This window comes from Mediterranea sp. An20, assembly GCF_002160055.1.
GTDB classification, from domain to species: domain Bacteria; phylum Bacteroidota; class Bacteroidia; order Bacteroidales; family Bacteroidaceae; genus Bacteroides; species Bacteroides avicola.
In genome coordinates this window covers 92,719-111,661 of the sequence record NZ_NFJV01000006.1, presented here as the reverse complement: position 1 = coordinate 111,661, position 18,943 = coordinate 92,719, and the positions used below count along the sequence as shown (strand labels likewise).

The window sequence follows — 18,943 nt, the reverse complement described above, 5'->3', positions numbered from 1 at the left end:
TGAAAAAAACGTGTACAAAAGTACACATTCTCATTGGGATAAGCGATATTGCAATGTTATAAAGATGAAACAGCGACTTAATATTTGCTAAAATTAACTCATTTCCTCATTCTTAGCAGCCACAAGCTTGCAGCAACTGCCTATAAATCGGATTCAAATTCAACAATTCGGGCACTCCGGTCATAAACATCTGCTTGCGGGCACGGGTCAGTGCCACATTCAGCTTACGGTCGATAAGCACACCATTGTCCTCGGTCAGATTGGCTAAGAATTTGAGCTGTGAAGGACGATTGACACAAAAAGAATAGATAATAACATCACGCTCGCTTCCCTGAAAGCGCTCTACCGTATCAATCAGCACATCTTCCAAAGCCGGAATATGCAAAGCTGCCAGTTCTTTCTTTATCAAAGCTATCTGACTGCGATAAGGAGTAATAATGCCTAAGGTTTTCAGAGAATCGAATCCCTCTGTTCCTGCATACTGTGCATAAACTGCAGCAGATAACCGCGCCACCAAGCGGGCTTCCGAATGATTTACCTTGGCTGATTGGGCTATCGGCTCTGCACAAGAAGGCAGAAAAGCAACACGCCGGGTTATCAGGCTGGCATATTCGCTGCCAGCCAGTTGAGGAGCCAGTGTCAACGTGCCACTCTGATGCGACAGACCGCAGGTCTGCAGCAAGCCTCCATAAAATGCCTGATTAGGAAACATAGCTACTTCTTCATTCATACGCCCCTGCCTACACAACATATCGTACGAACGTTTCTCGCTATCAGTCTGCGATACGGTACGGTAGAGCCGCTCAAACAACGAGTCCTTCCAATTCGTCAGTCCGATGGCACGCAGCCTTTCCGAGTGTATCTCCGACTGGGCAGACGACTGCAACACCACGGCTGGCAACTGTTTGTGGTCTCCTATCAGAACAAATTTGCCGATGGCATCGGTTCCCTCCTCATTGCGCAAACACAACAGTCCCAGCAACTGCGGCTCCAGAATCTGGGTAGCCTCATCCACCAAAGCAACATCAAAAGTTTTCAGTCGAAATAGTTCTGTCTTGGAAGAGAGCGTAGCCACCGTGCCTACAAATATACGACAACGGGCAATGCACTCTTGCACGGTCCGACGATTCGGACAATCTGCCAACACATTTTCTATCAGATAGGGTCTGTAAAGTTCCTCACACGACAACTCACTTCCAATGCGTATGAAATCGATGGCTGGCTGGATGGAGGTCAACATTTTACAAATCTCATCCACAGCCCGGTTGGTATAAGACAATAGCAAAATCTGCCTGCCCTCAGCATGAAAGGACTCGACCATGCCCCGCAATGCGCGGGAGGTTTTACCTGTACCGGGAGGACCTATCAGCAAGAAATAGTCTCGGGCAGCACGTACCTTTAGCACGATACGCTGAAAATCATCCTCAGCCGCAGCTATGGCCTCATCATAAACCGTATCAAACTCAGGCATACGTTGTCCTAGCAACAAATCGCGCCGACGCCGGGTAGCCGTCAGGAAAGTGGCCAAACCGTTATACATGCTACGGAAAGAAGTATCCATGTAATCATGCTCCATGGCATACAGGCTACCTGCCGGCAAAACACCTGCATTCTGCTGAGTGGCCCGCAGGCGCATACGGACCTCCGTATCGGATATTTGCTCAATATTACCTTTGAAAACTAACCTGTTGGTCACATCATCGGCATCTTCATTGCGCTCATACAACACGACAGCATCTCCTTGCCGGAAGTTTGGCAAGGGCGCCTCGCCCATTCCAGAACCACTTTCACGCTTCAGACACAAGTATGGCTTATGGGCATCGGCCGCATGATTCCTGCAAATGCTGAGATTGTAGAGTATTTCACCCCCTTCTATCTTCTCTGCCAATGTAGACTGCCAAAGTGAAGAGGCACCCGTACGCCCTTCATACTCCACATCGCCCGATTTAGAGGTATAAAGTTCTTTGGTAATGAAATTGTAGAGAGAATAAAAATAATCGGCTTCCAATGGCGACAAGTCATCCAGCCGCTTTCTGATAGCATCAATGCCCGGAGCCAGGTAACGTTTCCACAATACTCCGTCCAAAGCACCCTGGTTCAGTGTTCCCGAATTGATGTCCTTCAACCGGTCGGCAGTGTAACGAGGATCATTATGCAACTGTATGCCATATTCGGTAGCCACAATGCGGTTACGCACATCCATCACCCGGCGCAACATGGCCCACGATGCCCGTGCAGGATAAAGCAACGGATAACGCGTATAAAGCAGATAAGGCCTTACTTGTCGGTGGTCTTTCCCCAAAGAATACTCCAGCACTGCCTGATAGAGCAGCATCTGCACCAGATTATTCTCCTTCGGAGTTATTTTGCCGCTGATTTTGTACTCATCCGCTTTGCCCGACTTCATCTCAATAAACGAACTCAAGTCGCGCTGCATATAATCCAGCCGTCCCTGTAGCCCTAATGCCTCGCAGATGTACGAAGGTTCCAAGACAGCATCCGTACGGTCTAACTCATAGCCGGATGCCTGAAAAGTTTCGCGCACAATCGTACGGAGATGCTCAAAATGCTTCTTACAATCCTCGAAAAAGGTACGCTCCACATCTCTGTCGCGCAAATCGGTACAAGCAGCCAATTCTATGGGGTATCGACGGAAAGCCTTTTTCATGCACGCCATGTAATCGGGTTCGTCCTGCGCATGAATCCATTCATCCAGAAAAAGGTTCACAATGTTACCCAACAGCAAAGGCCGGGTATTCCCTACCGGTTGGAGACGCATCAAGAGATAATTGGCCGGATGATGTCCATAATCTTTAAAGCATTCGGCCAGTGTACTGATGTCAATCAGATAATCGGGTTCCAGAATAAGGAAAGAAGGAGTCAGTACACCAGACTCATCCACGTTGACATCCAACAAGTTGAGTTGTGCCCCCTGCCAGAGGCAACGGCAGGTTTCATCGAATTCATCATTCACCTGGGGCACATGACAACGCACACGCAACGGTCCGTCGACCGGCACATCGGAAGGAAGCACATAGAGAAAACCTCCTTGGGCATATTGATAAGTAACCCGCAATCGTTTTCGGTGTCCCTTGGCGGGAGGAGAAACGATGTAGGTAGCATCTGCCTGGGGAAGAAGCCGGTACAAGCTTTCGGGAATAGTCTGCCCTGTCAAGCGCCTGACAAAAAAAGCCAGTGTCTTGGCATCACGCAACAGATGTTCCTTTGTAGGCTCGGCACGACGGTTCAGGATGTCGTTGGATGCCAAGCGGAAAGTGTGCAAACGGTTTTGCTCCACCACGGAAAGGCTCAGTTGAGCTGACACGTAGTTGATACGGGCAGCCAAGTCGGTCATCTGCAAAAAAGAACCGTCTTGGGCCTTTGCCTGACACAAATGCTCCAACATCTCGCGCATACGGCGGTAAGCAGCTGCCAGAGGCAACACGCCTTCGCTACACACTGCTGTCAACAGGTCATAGCATTCACGGGCTTCTACCGCCTCATCTATCTGCATTCTCTCTCCTTTCTTCCGTGTCTTGGGGCTTGTCTTTTACCATCAGGATACTCAGTTCATAAAGCAAGTACAGGGGAATGGCCACGACCGAAAGCGTGAAAGGGTCTCCCGTAGGGGTAATAACGGCTGCCAATATTACGATGACAACAGCCGCATGGCGACGGTATCTACGTAGGAAAGCCCGGTTGACCACCCCCAACAAAGAGAGCAGCCAAGTAACCAAAGGCAACTCAAACGCCAATCCCATACACAGAACCAACATCATAAAGTTGTCTATGTAGGAATTAAGAGATATCTGGTTTTCTATCAACGTGCTCAGCTGATAAGTGGAGAGGAAACGCAACGTGAGCGGCCAAACCATAAAATAGCCTAACAACACACCAACAAAAAACATTACCGTGCCCACGCACAAGGCTTTGCGCACGCCCCGCATCTCACCCGGATAGAGTGCCGGGCTGACGAAACGCCAGACTTCGTAAAACAGGTAGGGCGCAGCCGTGACCACCGACATCCAGAAAGCCGTAGACATGTGGATGAAAAAAGGCGCAGCCAAATTGATATTCACCAACCTGACGCGAAACTCTTCCGTAAAGAAGTCGCCATGCAAATGCAACGTCTCTCCTATCCGGCGTAGCAGTTCATAAAATACGAAGTCGTCCGTGCAAGGTGCCATCACTACCTTATCGAACAGATAAGGCATAGCTGCAAAATAGCCCACCGCCAGGATGAACCACACCACCAGGATGCGAATCAGCGCATGCCGCAACACATCCAAGTGGTCCCAAAATGTCAAATCCTTGTCTGCCACGTCCGTCTGTTCACTTTTTGTCCGACGGTTCGTTTACCTCATCCTTGGCCTTTTCTATTTCCTCCTTGGCCTCATTTACTCCTTCCTTGAAGCTTTTCACTCCCTTGCCCAGCCCGCGCATCAGTTCGGGAATCTTCTTACCGCCGAAAAGCAGCAGAAAAACTACCAGAATGATAAGCCACTCGGAACCACTGGGCAATAAATTCATTAACAATAACTCAGACATAATCACACAACAGTTTTTTAATATAACATCATTAGCTATGAATTTACAGGCAAGACACCCTGAAAAACGAGCTACAGCCTATTCTCTTCAACCAGCAGTTCGTCTGCTGCAACTGTAACAGATGCAAAGGTACAAAAAAATCGCCTAATCCTGATAATATACGCGCTTTACCCGCGTGGAAACACTGGTCAGCACCTCGTAGGGAATAGTATCCAGGGCATCGGAAAGTATGGTCACCGGCAAGTGGTCGCCGAAGATTTCCACCCTGTCTCCTTCCTTGCAGTCAATGTCGGTCACATCTATCATGCAGACATCCATACAGATGTTGCCCACATAAGGGGCCTTTTTACCATTCACCAGGCAATAGGCATGACCGTTGCCCAAGTGACGGTTTAAGCCGTCGGCATATCCGATAGGCAGGGCAGCAATGCGTGAAGGCCTTGTCAGACGTCCTCGGCGGCTATACCCCACCGTATCCACCTGCGGCACCTCATGTATCTGCAAAATAGTGGTGTAGAGCGAACTGACATTGTGCATGACGGCATTGGTAATGGGGTTAATGCCATAGAGACCGATGCCCAGGCGCACCATATCAAACTGTGCTTCGGGAAAACGCTCGATGCCTGCGGAATTGCAAATATGACGCAATATCTTATGAGGAAATGCAGCCTGCAACCGGGCAGAGGCATCCTCGAATATGGCTATCTGCTGCCGGGTGAAATCGTCGAACTGCACCGAATCGCTTCCAACCAAATGAGAAAAGACAGAACGGACTATCACCGCATCCTGTCCTTTGAGACACTCTGTCAGAGCAGGAATTTCTTCGGGCAAAAAGCCCAAGCGGTGCATACCTGTGTCTATCTTGATGTGAATGGGATAATTGGTGATACCCTGCTTCTCGGCCTCACGCACCAGCGCATCGAGCAGCCCGAAACTGTATACTTCCGGTTCCAAATGGTAATCGAACATGGTTTTGAAAGCCGTCATCTCCGGATTCATGATAAGAATGTTGGTAGTGATACCCGCCTTACGCAACTCCGAACCTTCGTCGGCCACAGCCACTGCCAGATAGTCCACCCGGTGTTCCTGCAGGGTCTTTGCTATTTCATAAGAACCAGCCCCATAAGCCGAAGCCTTCACCATGCACGTCATCTTCACACCGGGATTCAGAAGGGAACGATACCAGTTGAGGTTCTCTACCATCGCACCTAAATTGACTTCCAGAATAGTTTCATGCACCTTCTTCTCCAACACCTCGGCCAGGTCATCGAAACCAAACCTGCGTGCCCCCTTTATCAGGACAATCTCGTTTTCCAGACGCAGTTCTCCCTTCTGCAAAGCACGCAGCAGAGCATCGGTATCGGCATAAAAAGCTTTCTCTATACCAAAACGTCCGGCATGTTCGCACAATTCCTTCCCTACCCCGATGATGCGTTCCACATGGCGGCTCTCCAACAATTGTGCCACCTGACGGTAAAGCATCGCCGCATTCTGCCCGGTTTCGAGAATATCAGAAAGAATCAGCGTACGCTTCAGGCTGGTTGTCAGCGAGCGGCGGTAGAGAAAGTCAAGGGCAATGTCCAGCGACACGAGGTCCGAGTTGTAGCTGTCGTTAATCAGCAGGCAACCGTTCCTGCCTTCCTTCACCTCCAGACGCATCCCCACCGGTTCCAGGTGTGCCATACGCTCGCTGATGCGTTCGGGGGGCAGCATCAGATAAAGACATGCTGCCAGGCAGTTGAGCGAGTTTTCGATAGAAGCATCATCAATAAACGGCAGGGTATATGAATGGTCCATATCCAGATAGCGGTAATTAATCAGGGTACAGTCATCTTTCTTCTCCACCTTGCTGATGAAAAGCGGCTTATCCACATCTTTCCTGCTCCAGGCTATCTCACGGGCAGAAAGCAGAGACCTTGCCACACAACTGCTGATAAACTCGTCATCACCGTTATATATCAGCACGTCACAGTCTCTGAAGAGCGACAACTTCTCCTGACACTTGTCCTGCAAAGAAAAGAAGTTTTCCTGGTGCGCCCCGCCGATATTGGTCAGTATGCCGATAGTAGGCTTAATGATGCTCTCCAACGCCTTCATCTCTCCCGGTTCGGAGATTCCAGCCTCAAAGATAGCCAGTTCGGCTCCTTCATCGAGACGCCACACGGAAAGAGGTACACCTATCTGCGAGTTGTAGCTGCGGGGGGAGCGCACGGTGGGCCTGTCCGGTCCCAGCAATTGGTAGAGCCATTCTTTCACAACTGTCTTGCCGTTGCTGCCCGTAATGCCGATGACGGGAATCTGGAAACGGGAGCGGTGTTGTTCGGCAAGTTTCTGCAATGCCTTCAGCGGATGGGGCACCACCAGGTAGTTGGCATCGGGATGAATGCCACCGAATGCGCCTTCTTCTTCCATCTGGCTATAAGTTTCGCGACTGATGACAAAATTGCGCACCTCACGGATGTAGAGGTCCGGTATATAGCGCGCCCCGTCATTGCGCTTGGAAGACAAGGCAAAGAAAAGAGTGGCTTCGGGAAAACTGAGTGAGCGGCTGTCGGTAAGCAGCCAGTCGATGGTAGCAGGCGCGTCTCCCACACGCTGCGCACCTATGATTTCGCTGATTTGTTCAATAGAATATGACATGTTTCTTTTTCGTTTTTGAAGTCTAAGTACGGATATTTTCCGTTAAGTCGCTCTATTTTTAACACTATTTGTCCTAAAAAACGCTTATACTGTTCCGATTTGGGTCGTAGCGGTCTATGTGACAGCGCCTTACGTATTTCTTCACATTCTTGTCGGACAGAGGCAGTTTCGGGAGCAAGACACCAGTCGGCAAAATGTTCCCAGACGTATTGCACGGCCAAGAGTGAGGGATGCACCAGGTCGTCGGCAAAGAAACGGTAGTCACGCAATTCATCAATCAGCAACTCGTAGGCAGGGAAATAAAACACATGGTCCGGAAATGCCTCTGCCACTTGCTCTGCCGCCAGCAGCAGGGTGGCCTTGCTAAGTTGGTTGGCATGCAGGCCATCGCGCACATGACGGATGGGGCTGATTGTGAGCACCACCCTCAGGCGTCCGTTGCTGCGTGCTACCAGTCCTGAGAGCAGCGATACGGTATCGGCAACAATCTCGTCGACCGACAGGCGTCTTCGCCGGAAGCACGATTCGGGCAGCTTGTGGCAATTGCCTGCCACACGCCCCGTCTTGCGGTCTTCATACACCCAGGCTGTGCCCCACGTTAGCAGCAGGAAATCCAACCGGTCCAGTTCGTCCGACGCTTGGGCAAGCCTGCCATTGATGCGCGCCAATGCTTCGTCATGGGTGGGCGCCGAGAAGTCGCCGTGGTGCATGGGACTGTGCCAGAGCCCCTGGTGTTCATAGAGGTCAGCTTCAATATAGACTTTTCGGGCCACCATCTCGCGCAGGGCAGTAGCTATGGACAAGGGGTTGTAGAGCACGCCGTAAGGATTGACATCGCACCGGAACTTGGCTTCTTCCAACCGCTCACCGATGTGGGTGGCAAAACAGGACCCGAGAAGCAAGAGGGTATGACGGTAGTCGATGCACGGGCAATGGGCAGGACGTTCGACAGAAGTGGTGAGTTTGAGCATAATGTACACAAGTTCTAACGGGATGCAAAGATACGCAAAAAGGAAAAATAAAGAATGGAAAAAAAGAAGAATGAAACATAAATGCTGCCATCAACCGGCAAAGTGTAAACGGAAACTATTCAGATACAGACGATGCAGAGTACAGGAATCTGTTCAAGATGGCAGGTTATCCTTTTTTACAGGCAAGCCCACAGATTCCTTGCCTATACTTTGGAGGCAGATTCCTTATACTTTAGCAGCAGCATCCTTATACTTTAGCAGCAGACTTCATCTATATACGAGACAACCCTTTCTCTAAGAGATACATAGCTCATTCTGCTTCTCCACTCTTCTTCCTCATTACCCAAGAAAGAGAGGTCCTGCGGTCATTTTTTTGGTCTAATGGGCGCGCATCCTATTTCTTTTTGCTATTTTTGCGCTCTGTTAAGGAATAAGAAACATGGGAATAGAACCAACAAAATACAGCCTGCTGAATACCATAAACTCGCCCGCCGACCTGCGGCAACTGGCACCCGACCAATTGCCTGAGGTGTGCCGCGAACTGCGGGAAGACATCATCGAAGAGGTGTCGCGCAACCCCGGGCACTTTGCTGCCAGCTTGGGCACGGTGGAGCTGACCGTGGCTCTGCACTATGTGTTCAATACCCCTTACGACCGCATCGTATGGGATGTAGGGCACCAGGCATACGGGCACAAAATACTTACGGGACGGCGGGATACTTTCTGCACCAACCGGAAGCTGAAAGGCATACGTCCCTTCCCTTCGCCCTGCGAAAGCGAATACGACACGTTTGCCTGCGGACATGCTTCCAACTCCATCTCGGCAGCACTCGGCATGGCTGTGGCTGCTGCACGCAAAGGCGAAAACGACCGGCACGTGGTGGCAGTAATCGGCGACGGGAGCATGAGCGGAGGACTGGCCTTTGAAGGGCTCAACAACGCTTCTTCCACCCCCAACAACCTGCTCATCATACTCAACGACAACGACATGTCCATCGACCGCAGCGTGGGTGGCATGCGCCAATATCTGTTCAACCTCAACACCAGCAACCGCTACAACCAGCTGAGGTTCAAGCTGGAACGCCTGCTCTTCAAAACCGGCATACTCAACGAAGAACGGCGCAAGGCCCTTATCCGCTTTACCAACAGCGTGAAATCAATGGCAGCCCAGCAACAGAACATCTTCGAGGGGATGAATATACGCTATTTCGGCCCCATCGACGGACACAATGTGAAAAACTTGGCACGGGTGCTGCACGACATCAAAGACTTGGAAGGTCCCAAACTGCTGCACCTGCATACCATAAAAGGCAAAGGCTACGCTCCCGCCGAAAAAGACCCCGGCACATGGCATGCGCCCGGACGCTTCAATCCCGAAACCGGAGAACGATATACGACTGACGATGACGGACTTCCCCCACTCTATCAGGACGTATTCGGCGAAACCTTGGTGGAACTGGCGCAGCAAAATCCACGTATCGTAGGCGTAACTCCTGCCATGCCTACCGGTTGCTCCATGAACAAGCTGATGGAAACCATGCCCGACCGGGCCTTCGACGTAGGCATCGCCGAAGGGCATGCCGCCACTTTCTCCGGAGGCATGGCCAAGGAAGGCCTGCAACCTTTCTGCAACATCTATTCCTCGTTCATGCAACGGGCCTACGACAACGTGATACACGACATCGCCCTGCTGCGCCTTCCTGTAGTGCTCTGCTTAGACCGGGCAGGACTGGTGGGCGAAGACGGGCCTACGCACCACGGTGTGTTCGACTTGGCTTACTTCCGCCCCATCCCCAACCTGACCATCGCCTCGCCCATGAACGAACATGAGCTGCGTCGGCTGATGTACACGGCACAATTGCCCGACAAGGGGCCTTTCGTCATCCGCTATCCGCGCGGACGGGGGGTGCTGACCGACTGGCGCTGCCCGCTGGAAGAAATTCCTATCGGGAAAGGACGGAAACTGAAAGACGGAACCGATCTGGCAGTCATCAGCATAGGCCCCATAGGCAATACGGCCGCACTCGCTATTGCTCGGGCCGAGACCGAGAAAGGACTTTCCATAGCCCACTACGACTTGCGTTTCCTCAAACCGCTGGACGAGGAAATGCTGCACGAAATAGGCCGCCGCTTCCAACGCATCGTCACCATAGAAGACGGAGTACGCAAAGGAGGTATGGGTAGTGCCATACTGGAGTTTATGGCAGACCACGGATACACCCCGCAGGTCAAACGCATCGGAGTGCCCGACATGTTCGTGGAACACGGCACGGTGCAGGAGCTGTATCACATCTGCCACATGGATGAAGACGACATTGTGAAACAATTAGAATAAAACGACGTGAAAATCATCATCGCAGGTGCCGGAGCAGTAGGCACCCATCTGGCAAAGCTGCTGTCGCGCGAAAAACAGAACATCACTCTGATGGACGACAACGAGGAGAGACTCAGCGCGCTCAGTTCCAACTTCGACCTGATGACTATAGTGGCTTCGCCCACTTCCATCAAAGGGCTGGAAGAGGTAGGCACCAAAGACGCCGACCTCTTCATTGCCGTTACTCCCGACGAAAGCCGTAACATGACAGCGTGTATGTTGGCCAGTAACCTGGGAGCCAAAAAGACAGTGGCACGCATAGATAATTATGAATACCTGCTCCCCCGCAACAAGGAGTTTTTCCACAAACTGGGCGTAGACTCGCTCATCTATCCGGAGATGCTGGCCGCCAAAGAAATCGTATCGTCTATCCGCATGAGCTGGGTACGGCAATGGTGGGAATTCTATGGGGGCGCACTTATCCTGATTGGTACCAAAATGCGCGAAAAAGCCGAAATACTGGACGTGCCGCTCTACAAACTGGGAGGTCCCAACTTGCCCTACCACGTAGTAGCCATCAAACGGGGCAACGAAACACTGATACCCCGAGGCGATGATGCCATCCGGCTGAACGACATCGTATATTTTACCACCACCCGCAAATTCCTGCCCTACGTACGTAAAATCACCGGTAAAGAAGATTACGTAGATGTGCGAAACGTCATGATTATGGGAGGAAGCCGCATTGCCGTGCGCACCGCGCAATATGTACCCGACTATATGCAGGTAAAAATAGTAGATAACGACCTGAACCGGTGCAACCGCCTGACAGAACTGCTGGACGACAGAACCATGATTATCAACGGCGATGGCCGCGACATGGACCTGTTGGTGGAAGAAGGACTGAAAAATACGGAGGCTTTCGTAGCCCTGACCGGCAACTCAGAGACAAACATCCTGGCCTGCCTGGCTGCCAAACGCATGGGAGTAAGCAAAACTGTGGCCGAAGTAGAAAACATTGACTACATCGGTATGGCCGAAAGCTTAGACATCGGATCGGTCATCAACAAAAAAATGATAACAGCCAGCCACATATACCAGATGATGCTGGACGCAGATGTAAGCAACGTAAAGTGTCTGACCTTCGCCAATGCAGATGTGGCAGAATTTACGGTAAAAGAAGGATCCCTTATCACAAAACACCCCGTAAAAGATCTGGGATTCCCCAAAGGAGTGACCATCGGAGGCCTGATACGCAATGGCGAAGGCGTTGTCGTAATGGGTAACACACTGATTCAGCCAGGCGACCATGTAGTGGTTTTCTGCCTGAGCATGATGATAAAGAAGATAGAAAAGTTTTTTAATTAAAACAAAATAGTGTAAAATTTAAGCCTTTTGTTATCTGGAGATAGCAAACGGACATTTAGAAGTTGTATCTTTGCAACTTGAAATCATGCATCTATAACACATTATATATATGTACAAAATCTGATAGGTTTATGAATTTTACTTTATTAGTAACCGTCGTGCTGACGGCTCTTATCTTTGTAGGACTCGTGGTGGTGATTGCCAACGCCATCGCCCCGCGTTCATACAACCCGCAAAAGATGGAGCCTTACGAGTGTGGTATTCCTACGCGTGGTAAAACTTGGATGCAATTCCACGTAGGCTACTACTTGTTTGCCATCCTGTTCCTGATGTTCGAGGTGGAGACCGTGTTCCTCTTTCCGTGGGCGGTCATTACCAGTGAATTGGGAGTTGCCGGATTGTGCAGCGTATTGTTTTTCTTGTTTATCTTAGTTCTGGGTCTTGCATACGCCTGGAAGAAAGGAGCATTGGAATGGAAATAACCAAAAGACCCAAAATCAAGTCTATTCCTTACGAGGACTTCCAGGACAACGAAACACTGGAAAAGCTCATACAGGAACTGAATGCCGGTGGAGCCAACGTCTTGGTCGGCGCATTGGATGACCTCATTGACTGGGGACGCAGTAATTCACTCTGGCCGTTGACTTTCGCCACCAGTTGCTGCGGTATCGAATTTATGGCCGTGGCTTCTGCACGCTATGACATGGCCCGTTTCGGTTTCGAAGTAACCCGTAACAGTCCCCGCCAGGCCGACGTCATCCTGGTAAACGGTACGATTACCTACAAGATGGCTCCTGTGTTGAAACGTCTGTACGACCAGATGGCCGACCCGAAATATGTAGTAGCCGTGGGTGGATGTGCCGTAAGTGGCGGTCCTTTCCGTAAATCTTACCATGTAGTGCAGGGGGTAGACCAGATTCTTCCGGTAGACGTATATGTGCCCGGTTGCCCGCCACGTCCCGAAGCTTTTCTGTATGGCATGATGCAATTGCAGCGCAAAGTCAAAATCGAGAAGTTTTTCGGAGGAGTTAACAGAAAAGAAAAGGAAACAGAAGAATAAATTATGGAAAATACGATATATGTAAAGCCGGAAGACCTGCACAGCACCATGCTGCGTCTGCGTAAGGAAAAGCAAATGGATTTTCTGAGAAGCCTGACCGGCATGGACTGGGGGACCCCTGATGAAAAAGATACAGAGGATACCCTGCGGGGGTTGGGCGTGGTTTACCACCTGGAATCGACCACAACCGGCGAAAGAATGGTGGTGAAAACATCCACGCTGGATCGTGAACATCCCGAGTTGCCTACCGTATGGGACATCTGGAAAGGTGCCAACCTGCCCGAACGCGAGGTTTATGACTTCTTCGGCATCGTCTTCGTCGGTCATCCCGACATGCGCCGGTTGTTCCTGCGCAACGACTGGGTGGGTTACCCGATGCGCAAGGACAATGATCCTGCCAAAGACAACCCGCTGCGCATGGACAATGAAGAAACCATCGACGTGACTTGTGAAGTAGACGAGACGTCAGACGGTCAGCTCAAAGAAAAATCCAACGAAATCTTCACCGGCGAAGACTATGTAGTGAACATTGGTCCGCAACACCCTTCTACGCATGGTGTGTTGCGCCTACGCGTATCTCTGGAAGGTGAAATCATCAAAAAGGTAGATGCGAATTGCGGATACATTCACCGCGGCATCGAGAAGATGAACGAAAGCCTGACCTACCCGCAAACACTGGCACTGACCGACCGTCTGGATTACTTAGGCGCCATGCAGAGCCGCCATGCTCTGTGTATGTGCATCGAACAGGCCATGGGCGTGGAAGTAAGCGACCGTGTGAAAGTCATCCGTACCATCATGGATGAGTTGCAGCGTATCGACTCACACATTCTGTACTTTGCCTGCCTTTGCCAGGACATGGGTGCCACGACCGCCTTCCTGTACGGTTTCCGCGACCGTGAAAAGATCCTCGACATTTTTGAGGAGACCTGCGGCGGACGCCTTATCCTGAATTATAACACCATTGGCGGTGTTCAGGCCGACCTGCACCCCAACTTCGTAAACCGCGTGAAAGAATTCATCCCCTACATGCGGCACAATCTCCAGGAATATTTCGACGTGTTTATCAACAATGTCATTGTCCAGCAACGCCTGAAAGGAGTAGGTGTACTGAGCCGTGAAGATGCCATTGCTTTCGGTGCGACCGGAGGTACGGGACGTGCCTGCGGCTGGGCCTGCGACGTGCGCAAACGTATTCCTTATGGCGTGTACGACAAAGTGGACTTCAAGGAAATCACCTATACAGAAGGCGACTGCTTTGCCCGCCTCATGGTACGTATGGACGAGATTCTGGAAAGCCTCCACATCATCGAACAGCTGATAGACAACATTCCGGAAGGTCCGTACCAGGAAAAGATGAAACCTATTATCCGCGTACCGGAAGGCTCGTATTATGCTGCCGTAGAAGGAAGCCGCGGTGAGTTCGGCGTATATCTGGAGAGCAAAGGAGACAAGTATCCCTACCGCCTGCACTATCGTTCGACGGGCCTGCCTCTCGTAGGCACTTTGGACACGCTTTGCCGCGGAGGAAAGATTGCCGACCTGATAGCCATCAGTGGTACGTTGGACTATATCATCCCCGATATTGACAGATAATGAATACATTAGCACTTTAATCATATTAATACATTAAAAGATGTTCGATTTTAGTATTGTAACAAACTGGATACACCAGATGCTGACGTCCGTAATGCCCGAAGGGCTGGCCATCTTCATTGAGTGTGTAGTAGTAGGAGTATGCATCGTGCTGATGTATGCCATCCTTGCCATCCTCTTGATTTACATGGAGCGCAAGATATGCGGTTTCTTCCAGTGCCGTCTCGGTCCGACCCGTGTGGGTCCTTATGGAACAATCCAGGTTATCAGCGACGTGCTGAAGATGCTGACCAAGGAAATCTTCACACCGAAGACCGTCGATAAGTTTCTGTACAACCTGGCACCCTACATGGTGTTGCTCGCTTCATTCCTGACATTCGCCTGCCTGCCCATCAACAAGGGGCTGGAAGTGCTCGACTTCAACGTGGGCGTATTCTTCCTGTTGGCAGCCTCCAGCATCGGCGTGGTAGGTATCCTGTTGGCCGGATGGAGTTCAGACAGCAAATATTCCCTCATCGGTGCCATGCGTAGCGGTGCACAGATCATCAGTTATGAACTGTCTGTCGGCCTAAGCATCCTGACGATGGTCGTACTGACCGGCACCATGCAGATTTCCGAAATCGTGGCCGGCCAAGCTGACGGATGGCTGATTTTCAAAGGGCACATTCCTGCCATCATTGCTTTCATCATTTACCTGATTGCCGGTAATGCCGAGTGTAACCGTGGCCCGTTCGACCTGCCCGAAGCAGAGAGTGAATTGACGGCCGGTTATCACACCGAATACAGTGGTATGCACTTCGGTTTCTTCTACCTGGCAGAATACCTGAACCTGTTTATCGTTTCGGCCATCGCCGCCACCGTCTTCCTGGGAGGATGGATGCCGCTGCACATTCCGGGCCTGGACGGATTCAACATGGTGATGGATTACATTCCCGGTGTCATCTGGTTCTTTGCCAAGGCATTCTTTGTTGTGTTCCTGATGATGTGGATGCGTTGGACATTCCCTCGCTTACGAATTGACCAGATTCTGAAACTGGAATGGAAATATTTAGTACCGATTTCGATGGTCAACCTGCTGCTCATGGCATTGGTAGCCTCCTTCGGATTACACTTTTAACCCCAATAGTTAGCAACGATTATGGAAGAAAAAGATACATATTTTGGAGGTTTGTTCAAGGCGGTGCGCAGCTTGGGCATCGGCTTGAAAACGACCATGCGTGAATTCTTCACGAAGAAGATTACGGAACAGTATCCCGAAAACAGAAAAGAGCTGAAAATGTTCGACCGTTTCCGCGGGACACTGACCATGCCTCACAACGAGAACAACGAGCACCACTGCATCGCCTGCGGACTGTGCCAGATGGCCTGCCCCAACGGAACCATCAAGGTTACCAGCGAGACCATTACGACAGAGGACGGGAAAAAGAAAAAGATACTGGCCAAATACGAATACAACCTGGGATCGTGCATTTTCTGCCAATTGTGCGTCAACGCTTGTCCGCACAATGCCATCACCTTCGACCAGGTATTCGAACATGCCGTATTCGACCGTTCTAAGCTGATCATGACACTGAACCACCCGGGCAGTCACGTGGCTGAGAAGAAAAAAGAATGATTAACATTAAGCAATAGCACTTATAAACAATGGAAATAACACTCGAAACAGTAGTTTTCTACTTCCTTGCGGCTTTCATTGCCGTATTTTCCATCCTGACGGTGACCACCGACCGCATCGTGCGTGCGGCCACTTACCTGCTGTTTGTACTGTTCGGCACGGCAGGCTTCTACTTCCTGCTGGGATATACATTCCTCGGTTCCGTACAAATCATGGTATATGCCGGAGGCGTGGTCGTGCTTTACGTATTCTCCATCTTCCTGACCAGCGGCGAGGGCGTAAAATTCCAGAAGCTGAAACGAAGCCGTTTCCTGGCTGCACTGGGCACGACCTTAGTGGGAGGCATCATCGTACTGTTCGTCCTGCTGAAGCATAAGTTCCTGGCACCTGCCGACATTGAATATGTTGAGACAGGATTCAAAGAGATAGGCTTCCACATGCTGAGCAGTGACAAATATGGATATTTATTGCCGTTCGAAGCAGTCAGCATCCTGTTGCTGGCATGTATCATCGGCGGATTGTTAATTGCACGTAAAAGATAAGAGATATGGTACATTTGGAATATTATCTGATAGTTTCTACTATCATGCTTTTTGCCGGTGCCTACGGATTCTTTACCCGACGCAACACACTGGCCATGCTTATATCCGTTGAGTTGATTCTGAATGCTACGGACATCAACTTTGCTGTGTTCAACCGCTATTTGTTCCCCGACATGCTGGAAGGCTACTTCTTCGCCCTGTTCGCCATCGCCATTGCGGCAGCCGAAACAGCCATCGCCATTGCCATCATGATTAACATCTACCGGAACATACGCAGCATCCAGGTGAACCGCTTGGAGGAGTTGAAGTGGTAATATCGATTGAAGTGAAAAACTAATAACTGAAAAATTAATATGGAATATACAATTCTGATTCTGCTGCTTCCGTTCCTCTCGTTTCTGATTCTCGGGCTGGGAGGCAAATGGATGTCACATCGCACGGCAGGTCTCATCGGTACGGTGGTGCTGGGTGCGGTGACAGTGCTTTCCTATGCGACGGCTGCCATCTACTTCAGCAGTCCCCGTCTGGCGGACGGCACTTTTGAAACACTGATGCCCTACAACTTTACCTGGCTGCCTTTTACAGACAAGCTGAGCATTGACATGGGTATCCTGCTCGATCCGATTTCTGTCATGATGCTTATCGTTATCAGCACGGTATCATTCATGGTACATATTTACTCTTTCGGCTATATGAAGGGAGAGGTAGGATTCCAGCGTTATTACGCCTTCCTTTCGCTGTTCACCATGTCCATGTTGGGCCTGGTGGTAGCAACCAACATTTTCCAAATGTATCTGTTCTGGGAGTTGGTGGGCGTATCTTCCTATCTGCTGATTGGCTTTTACTACACCAAGCCTTCGGCCATTGCCGCTTCCAAGAAGGCATTCATCGTTACCCGTTTTGCCGACTTGGGCTTCCTGATTGGTATCCTGATTTACGGTTACTTTGCCGAGACTTACACGTTCACTCCCGACCAGATGGCTCTGGCCAAAGGCGGTGCTGCCATGTTGCCGCTGGCATTAGGCCTGATGTTTATCGGTGGTGCCGGTAAGAGTGCCATGTTCCCGTTGCACATCTGGTTGCCGGATGCCATGGAAGGCCCGACACCTGTCAGCGCCCTGATCCACGCCGCAACCATGGTGGTAGCCGGTGTTTATCTGGTAGCCCGCATGTTCCCGCTGTTCATCGAATATGCTCCTTCCACGCTGCACATCGTGGCTTACGTAGGCGCATTCACCGCTTTCTTTGCCGCAAGTATCGCCTGCGTGCAGACCGACATCAAGCGCGTGCTTGCCTTCTCTACCATTTCCCAGATTGGTTTCATGATGGTAGCCCTGGGTGTCTGCACAGCCAGCGACCCGCACGAAGGCGGTTTGGGTTACATGGCAAGTATGTATCACCTGTTTACACACGCCATGTTCAAAGCCCTGCTCTTCCTGGGTGCCGGTAGCATCATCCATGCGGTACACAGCAACGAGATGTCGGCAATGGGAGGTCTGCGCAAGTACATGCCCATCACGCACATCACGTTCCTCATTGCCTGTCTGGCCATTGCCGGTATTCCTCCGTTCACCGGATTCTTCTCGAAAGACGAAATCCTGGCTGCCTGCTTCCAGTTCAGCCCGGTAATGGGATGGATTATGACTGTCATTGCCGCCATGACCGCTTTCTACATGTTCCGTTTGTATTATGGCATTTTCTGGGGAAAAGAGAACAAAGAACTTCATGCAGCCCACACGCCGCACGAGAGTCCGCTGACCATGACTTTCCCGTTGATGTTCCTGGCTGCCGTTACGGTAGTGGGAGGCTGGCAGTTCATCCTGCCGTTCGGACACTTCATCAGTTCCAACGGCCATGCCTATGACATTCACCTCGACCCGACCATCGCCATTACCAGCGTAGTCATCGCCATCATCGCCATCGCCCTGGCCACATTTATCTATGCCAAGGAGAAACAGCCTGTGGCCGATGCCCTGGCACGCCGGTTCCGTGGTCTGTGGACAGCCGCTTACCACCGCTTCTACATCGACGAGATTTATCAGTACATCACACACCGGATTATCTTCCGCCGCATCTCTACCCCCATTGCCTGGTGGGACCGCCACGTGGTTGACGGCTTCTTCAACTTCCTGGCATGGAGTTCGAATGCAGGCAGCGATTCCATCCGTACCCTGCAGAGCGGACGCATCCAGCAATATGCGCTGGTGTTCCTGCTGGGTGTGCTGGCCCTGATACTTATACTGTTGCTGTAAAGCAGAAAGCTATTAATTAACAATGAAGTCTAAATAT

15 protein-coding genes are annotated in these 18,943 nt (G+C 50.8%); 10 read left to right on the top strand and 5 right to left on the bottom strand.

Annotated features, from left to right (window positions below; all coding sequences use genetic code 11):
* Nucleotides 1-112: 112 nt before the first annotated feature.
* From B5F34_RS05345 to B5F34_RS05325, 5 genes are all read right to left on the bottom strand, one after another.
* Nucleotides 113-3,514, bottom strand: coding sequence for an AAA domain-containing protein (locus B5F34_RS05345; RefSeq protein WP_087335846.1), 3,402 nt, complete (start codon nucleotides 3,512-3,514; stop codon nucleotides 113-115).
* Nucleotides 3,501-4,322: a twin-arginine translocase subunit TatC gene (tatC, locus tag B5F34_RS05340; RefSeq protein ID WP_087335842.1), complete on the bottom strand. Its 822-nt coding sequence runs from the start codon at nucleotides 4,320-4,322 to the stop codon at nucleotides 3,501-3,503. Before tatC ends, B5F34_RS05345 begins: the two co-directional genes overlap by 14 nt.
* A 10-nt stretch (nucleotides 4,323-4,332) precedes the next feature.
* Nucleotides 4,333-4,548 (bottom strand): twin-arginine translocase TatA/TatE family subunit, encoded by a 216-nt coding sequence (gene tatA, locus B5F34_RS05335; RefSeq protein ID WP_087335839.1) that lies wholly within the window; start codon nucleotides 4,546-4,548, stop codon nucleotides 4,333-4,335.
* Nucleotides 4,549-4,692: 144 nt separating this feature from the next.
* A complete protein-coding gene (locus B5F34_RS05330; RefSeq protein ID WP_087335837.1) occupies nucleotides 4,693-7,188 on the bottom strand; it encodes a bifunctional UDP-N-acetylmuramoyl-tripeptide:D-alanyl-D-alanine ligase/alanine racemase in 2,496 nt (831 codons plus the stop codon).
* The gene (locus tag B5F34_RS05325; RefSeq protein WP_087335835.1) at nucleotides 7,152-8,159 is read right to left on the bottom strand and encodes a GSCFA domain-containing protein; all 1,008 of its coding nucleotides are present in this window, start codon (nucleotides 8,157-8,159) and stop codon (nucleotides 7,152-7,154) included. The genes B5F34_RS05330 and B5F34_RS05325 overlap by 37 nt, the downstream gene beginning before the upstream one ends.
* A gap of 439 nt (nucleotides 8,160-8,598) precedes the next feature.
* Here B5F34_RS05325 and dxs point away from each other — a divergent pair, with 439 nt between their 5' ends.
* The 10 genes from dxs (at nucleotide 8,599) to nuoL (ending at nucleotide 18,906) form a co-directional block, all read left to right on the top strand.
* Nucleotides 8,599-10,494, top strand: coding sequence for a 1-deoxy-D-xylulose-5-phosphate synthase (dxs, locus tag B5F34_RS05320; RefSeq protein WP_087335833.1), 1,896 nt, complete (start codon nucleotides 8,599-8,601; stop codon nucleotides 10,492-10,494).
* A 6-nt stretch (nucleotides 10,495-10,500) separates the two neighbouring features.
* The gene (gene trkA, locus B5F34_RS05315) at nucleotides 10,501-11,841 is read left to right on the top strand and encodes a Trk system potassium transporter TrkA (protein WP_087335831.1); all 1,341 of its coding nucleotides are present in this window, start codon (nucleotides 10,501-10,503) and stop codon (nucleotides 11,839-11,841) included.
* A gap of 131 nt (nucleotides 11,842-11,972) precedes the next feature.
* Entirely contained in the window at nucleotides 11,973-12,323 is a 351-nt protein-coding gene (locus B5F34_RS05310; RefSeq protein ID WP_087335829.1) for an NADH-quinone oxidoreductase subunit A, read from the top strand.
* Nucleotides 12,314-12,901 (top strand): NADH-quinone oxidoreductase subunit B, encoded by a 588-nt coding sequence (locus tag B5F34_RS05305; RefSeq protein ID WP_087335827.1) that lies wholly within the window; start codon nucleotides 12,314-12,316, stop codon nucleotides 12,899-12,901. Before B5F34_RS05310 ends, B5F34_RS05305 begins: the two co-directional genes overlap by 10 nt.
* A gap of 3 nt (nucleotides 12,902-12,904) precedes the next feature.
* Nucleotides 12,905-14,497 (top strand): NADH-quinone oxidoreductase subunit D, encoded by a 1,593-nt coding sequence (locus B5F34_RS05300; RefSeq protein WP_087335826.1) that lies wholly within the window; start codon nucleotides 12,905-12,907, stop codon nucleotides 14,495-14,497.
* 40 nt (nucleotides 14,498-14,537) lie between these two features.
* Complete coding sequence (nuoH, locus tag B5F34_RS05295) at nucleotides 14,538-15,614, top strand: NADH-quinone oxidoreductase subunit NuoH (RefSeq protein ID WP_087335823.1); 1,077 nt, start codon at nucleotides 14,538-14,540, stop codon at nucleotides 15,612-15,614.
* Nucleotides 15,615-15,635: 21 nt separating this feature from the next.
* Entirely contained in the window at nucleotides 15,636-16,112 is a 477-nt protein-coding gene (locus B5F34_RS05290) for an NADH-quinone oxidoreductase subunit I (protein ID WP_087335820.1), read from the top strand.
* A 29-nt stretch (nucleotides 16,113-16,141) separates the two neighbouring features.
* A complete protein-coding gene (locus tag B5F34_RS05285) occupies nucleotides 16,142-16,654 on the top strand; it encodes an NADH-quinone oxidoreductase subunit J (RefSeq protein ID WP_087335817.1) in 513 nt (170 codons plus the stop codon).
* A 5-nt stretch (nucleotides 16,655-16,659) separates the two neighbouring features.
* Nucleotides 16,660-16,968 carry an NADH-quinone oxidoreductase subunit NuoK gene (gene nuoK, locus B5F34_RS05280; protein ID WP_087335815.1) on the top strand — a complete coding sequence of 103 codons (309 nt, stop codon included), beginning with the start codon at nucleotides 16,660-16,662 and terminating at the stop codon, nucleotides 16,966-16,968.
* Nucleotides 16,969-17,007: 39 nt separating this feature from the next.
* Nucleotides 17,008-18,906: an NADH-quinone oxidoreductase subunit L gene (gene nuoL / locus B5F34_RS05275; protein WP_087335813.1), complete on the top strand. Its 1,899-nt coding sequence runs from the start codon at nucleotides 17,008-17,010 to the stop codon at nucleotides 18,904-18,906.
* Nucleotides 18,907-18,943 lie beyond the last annotated feature (37 nt).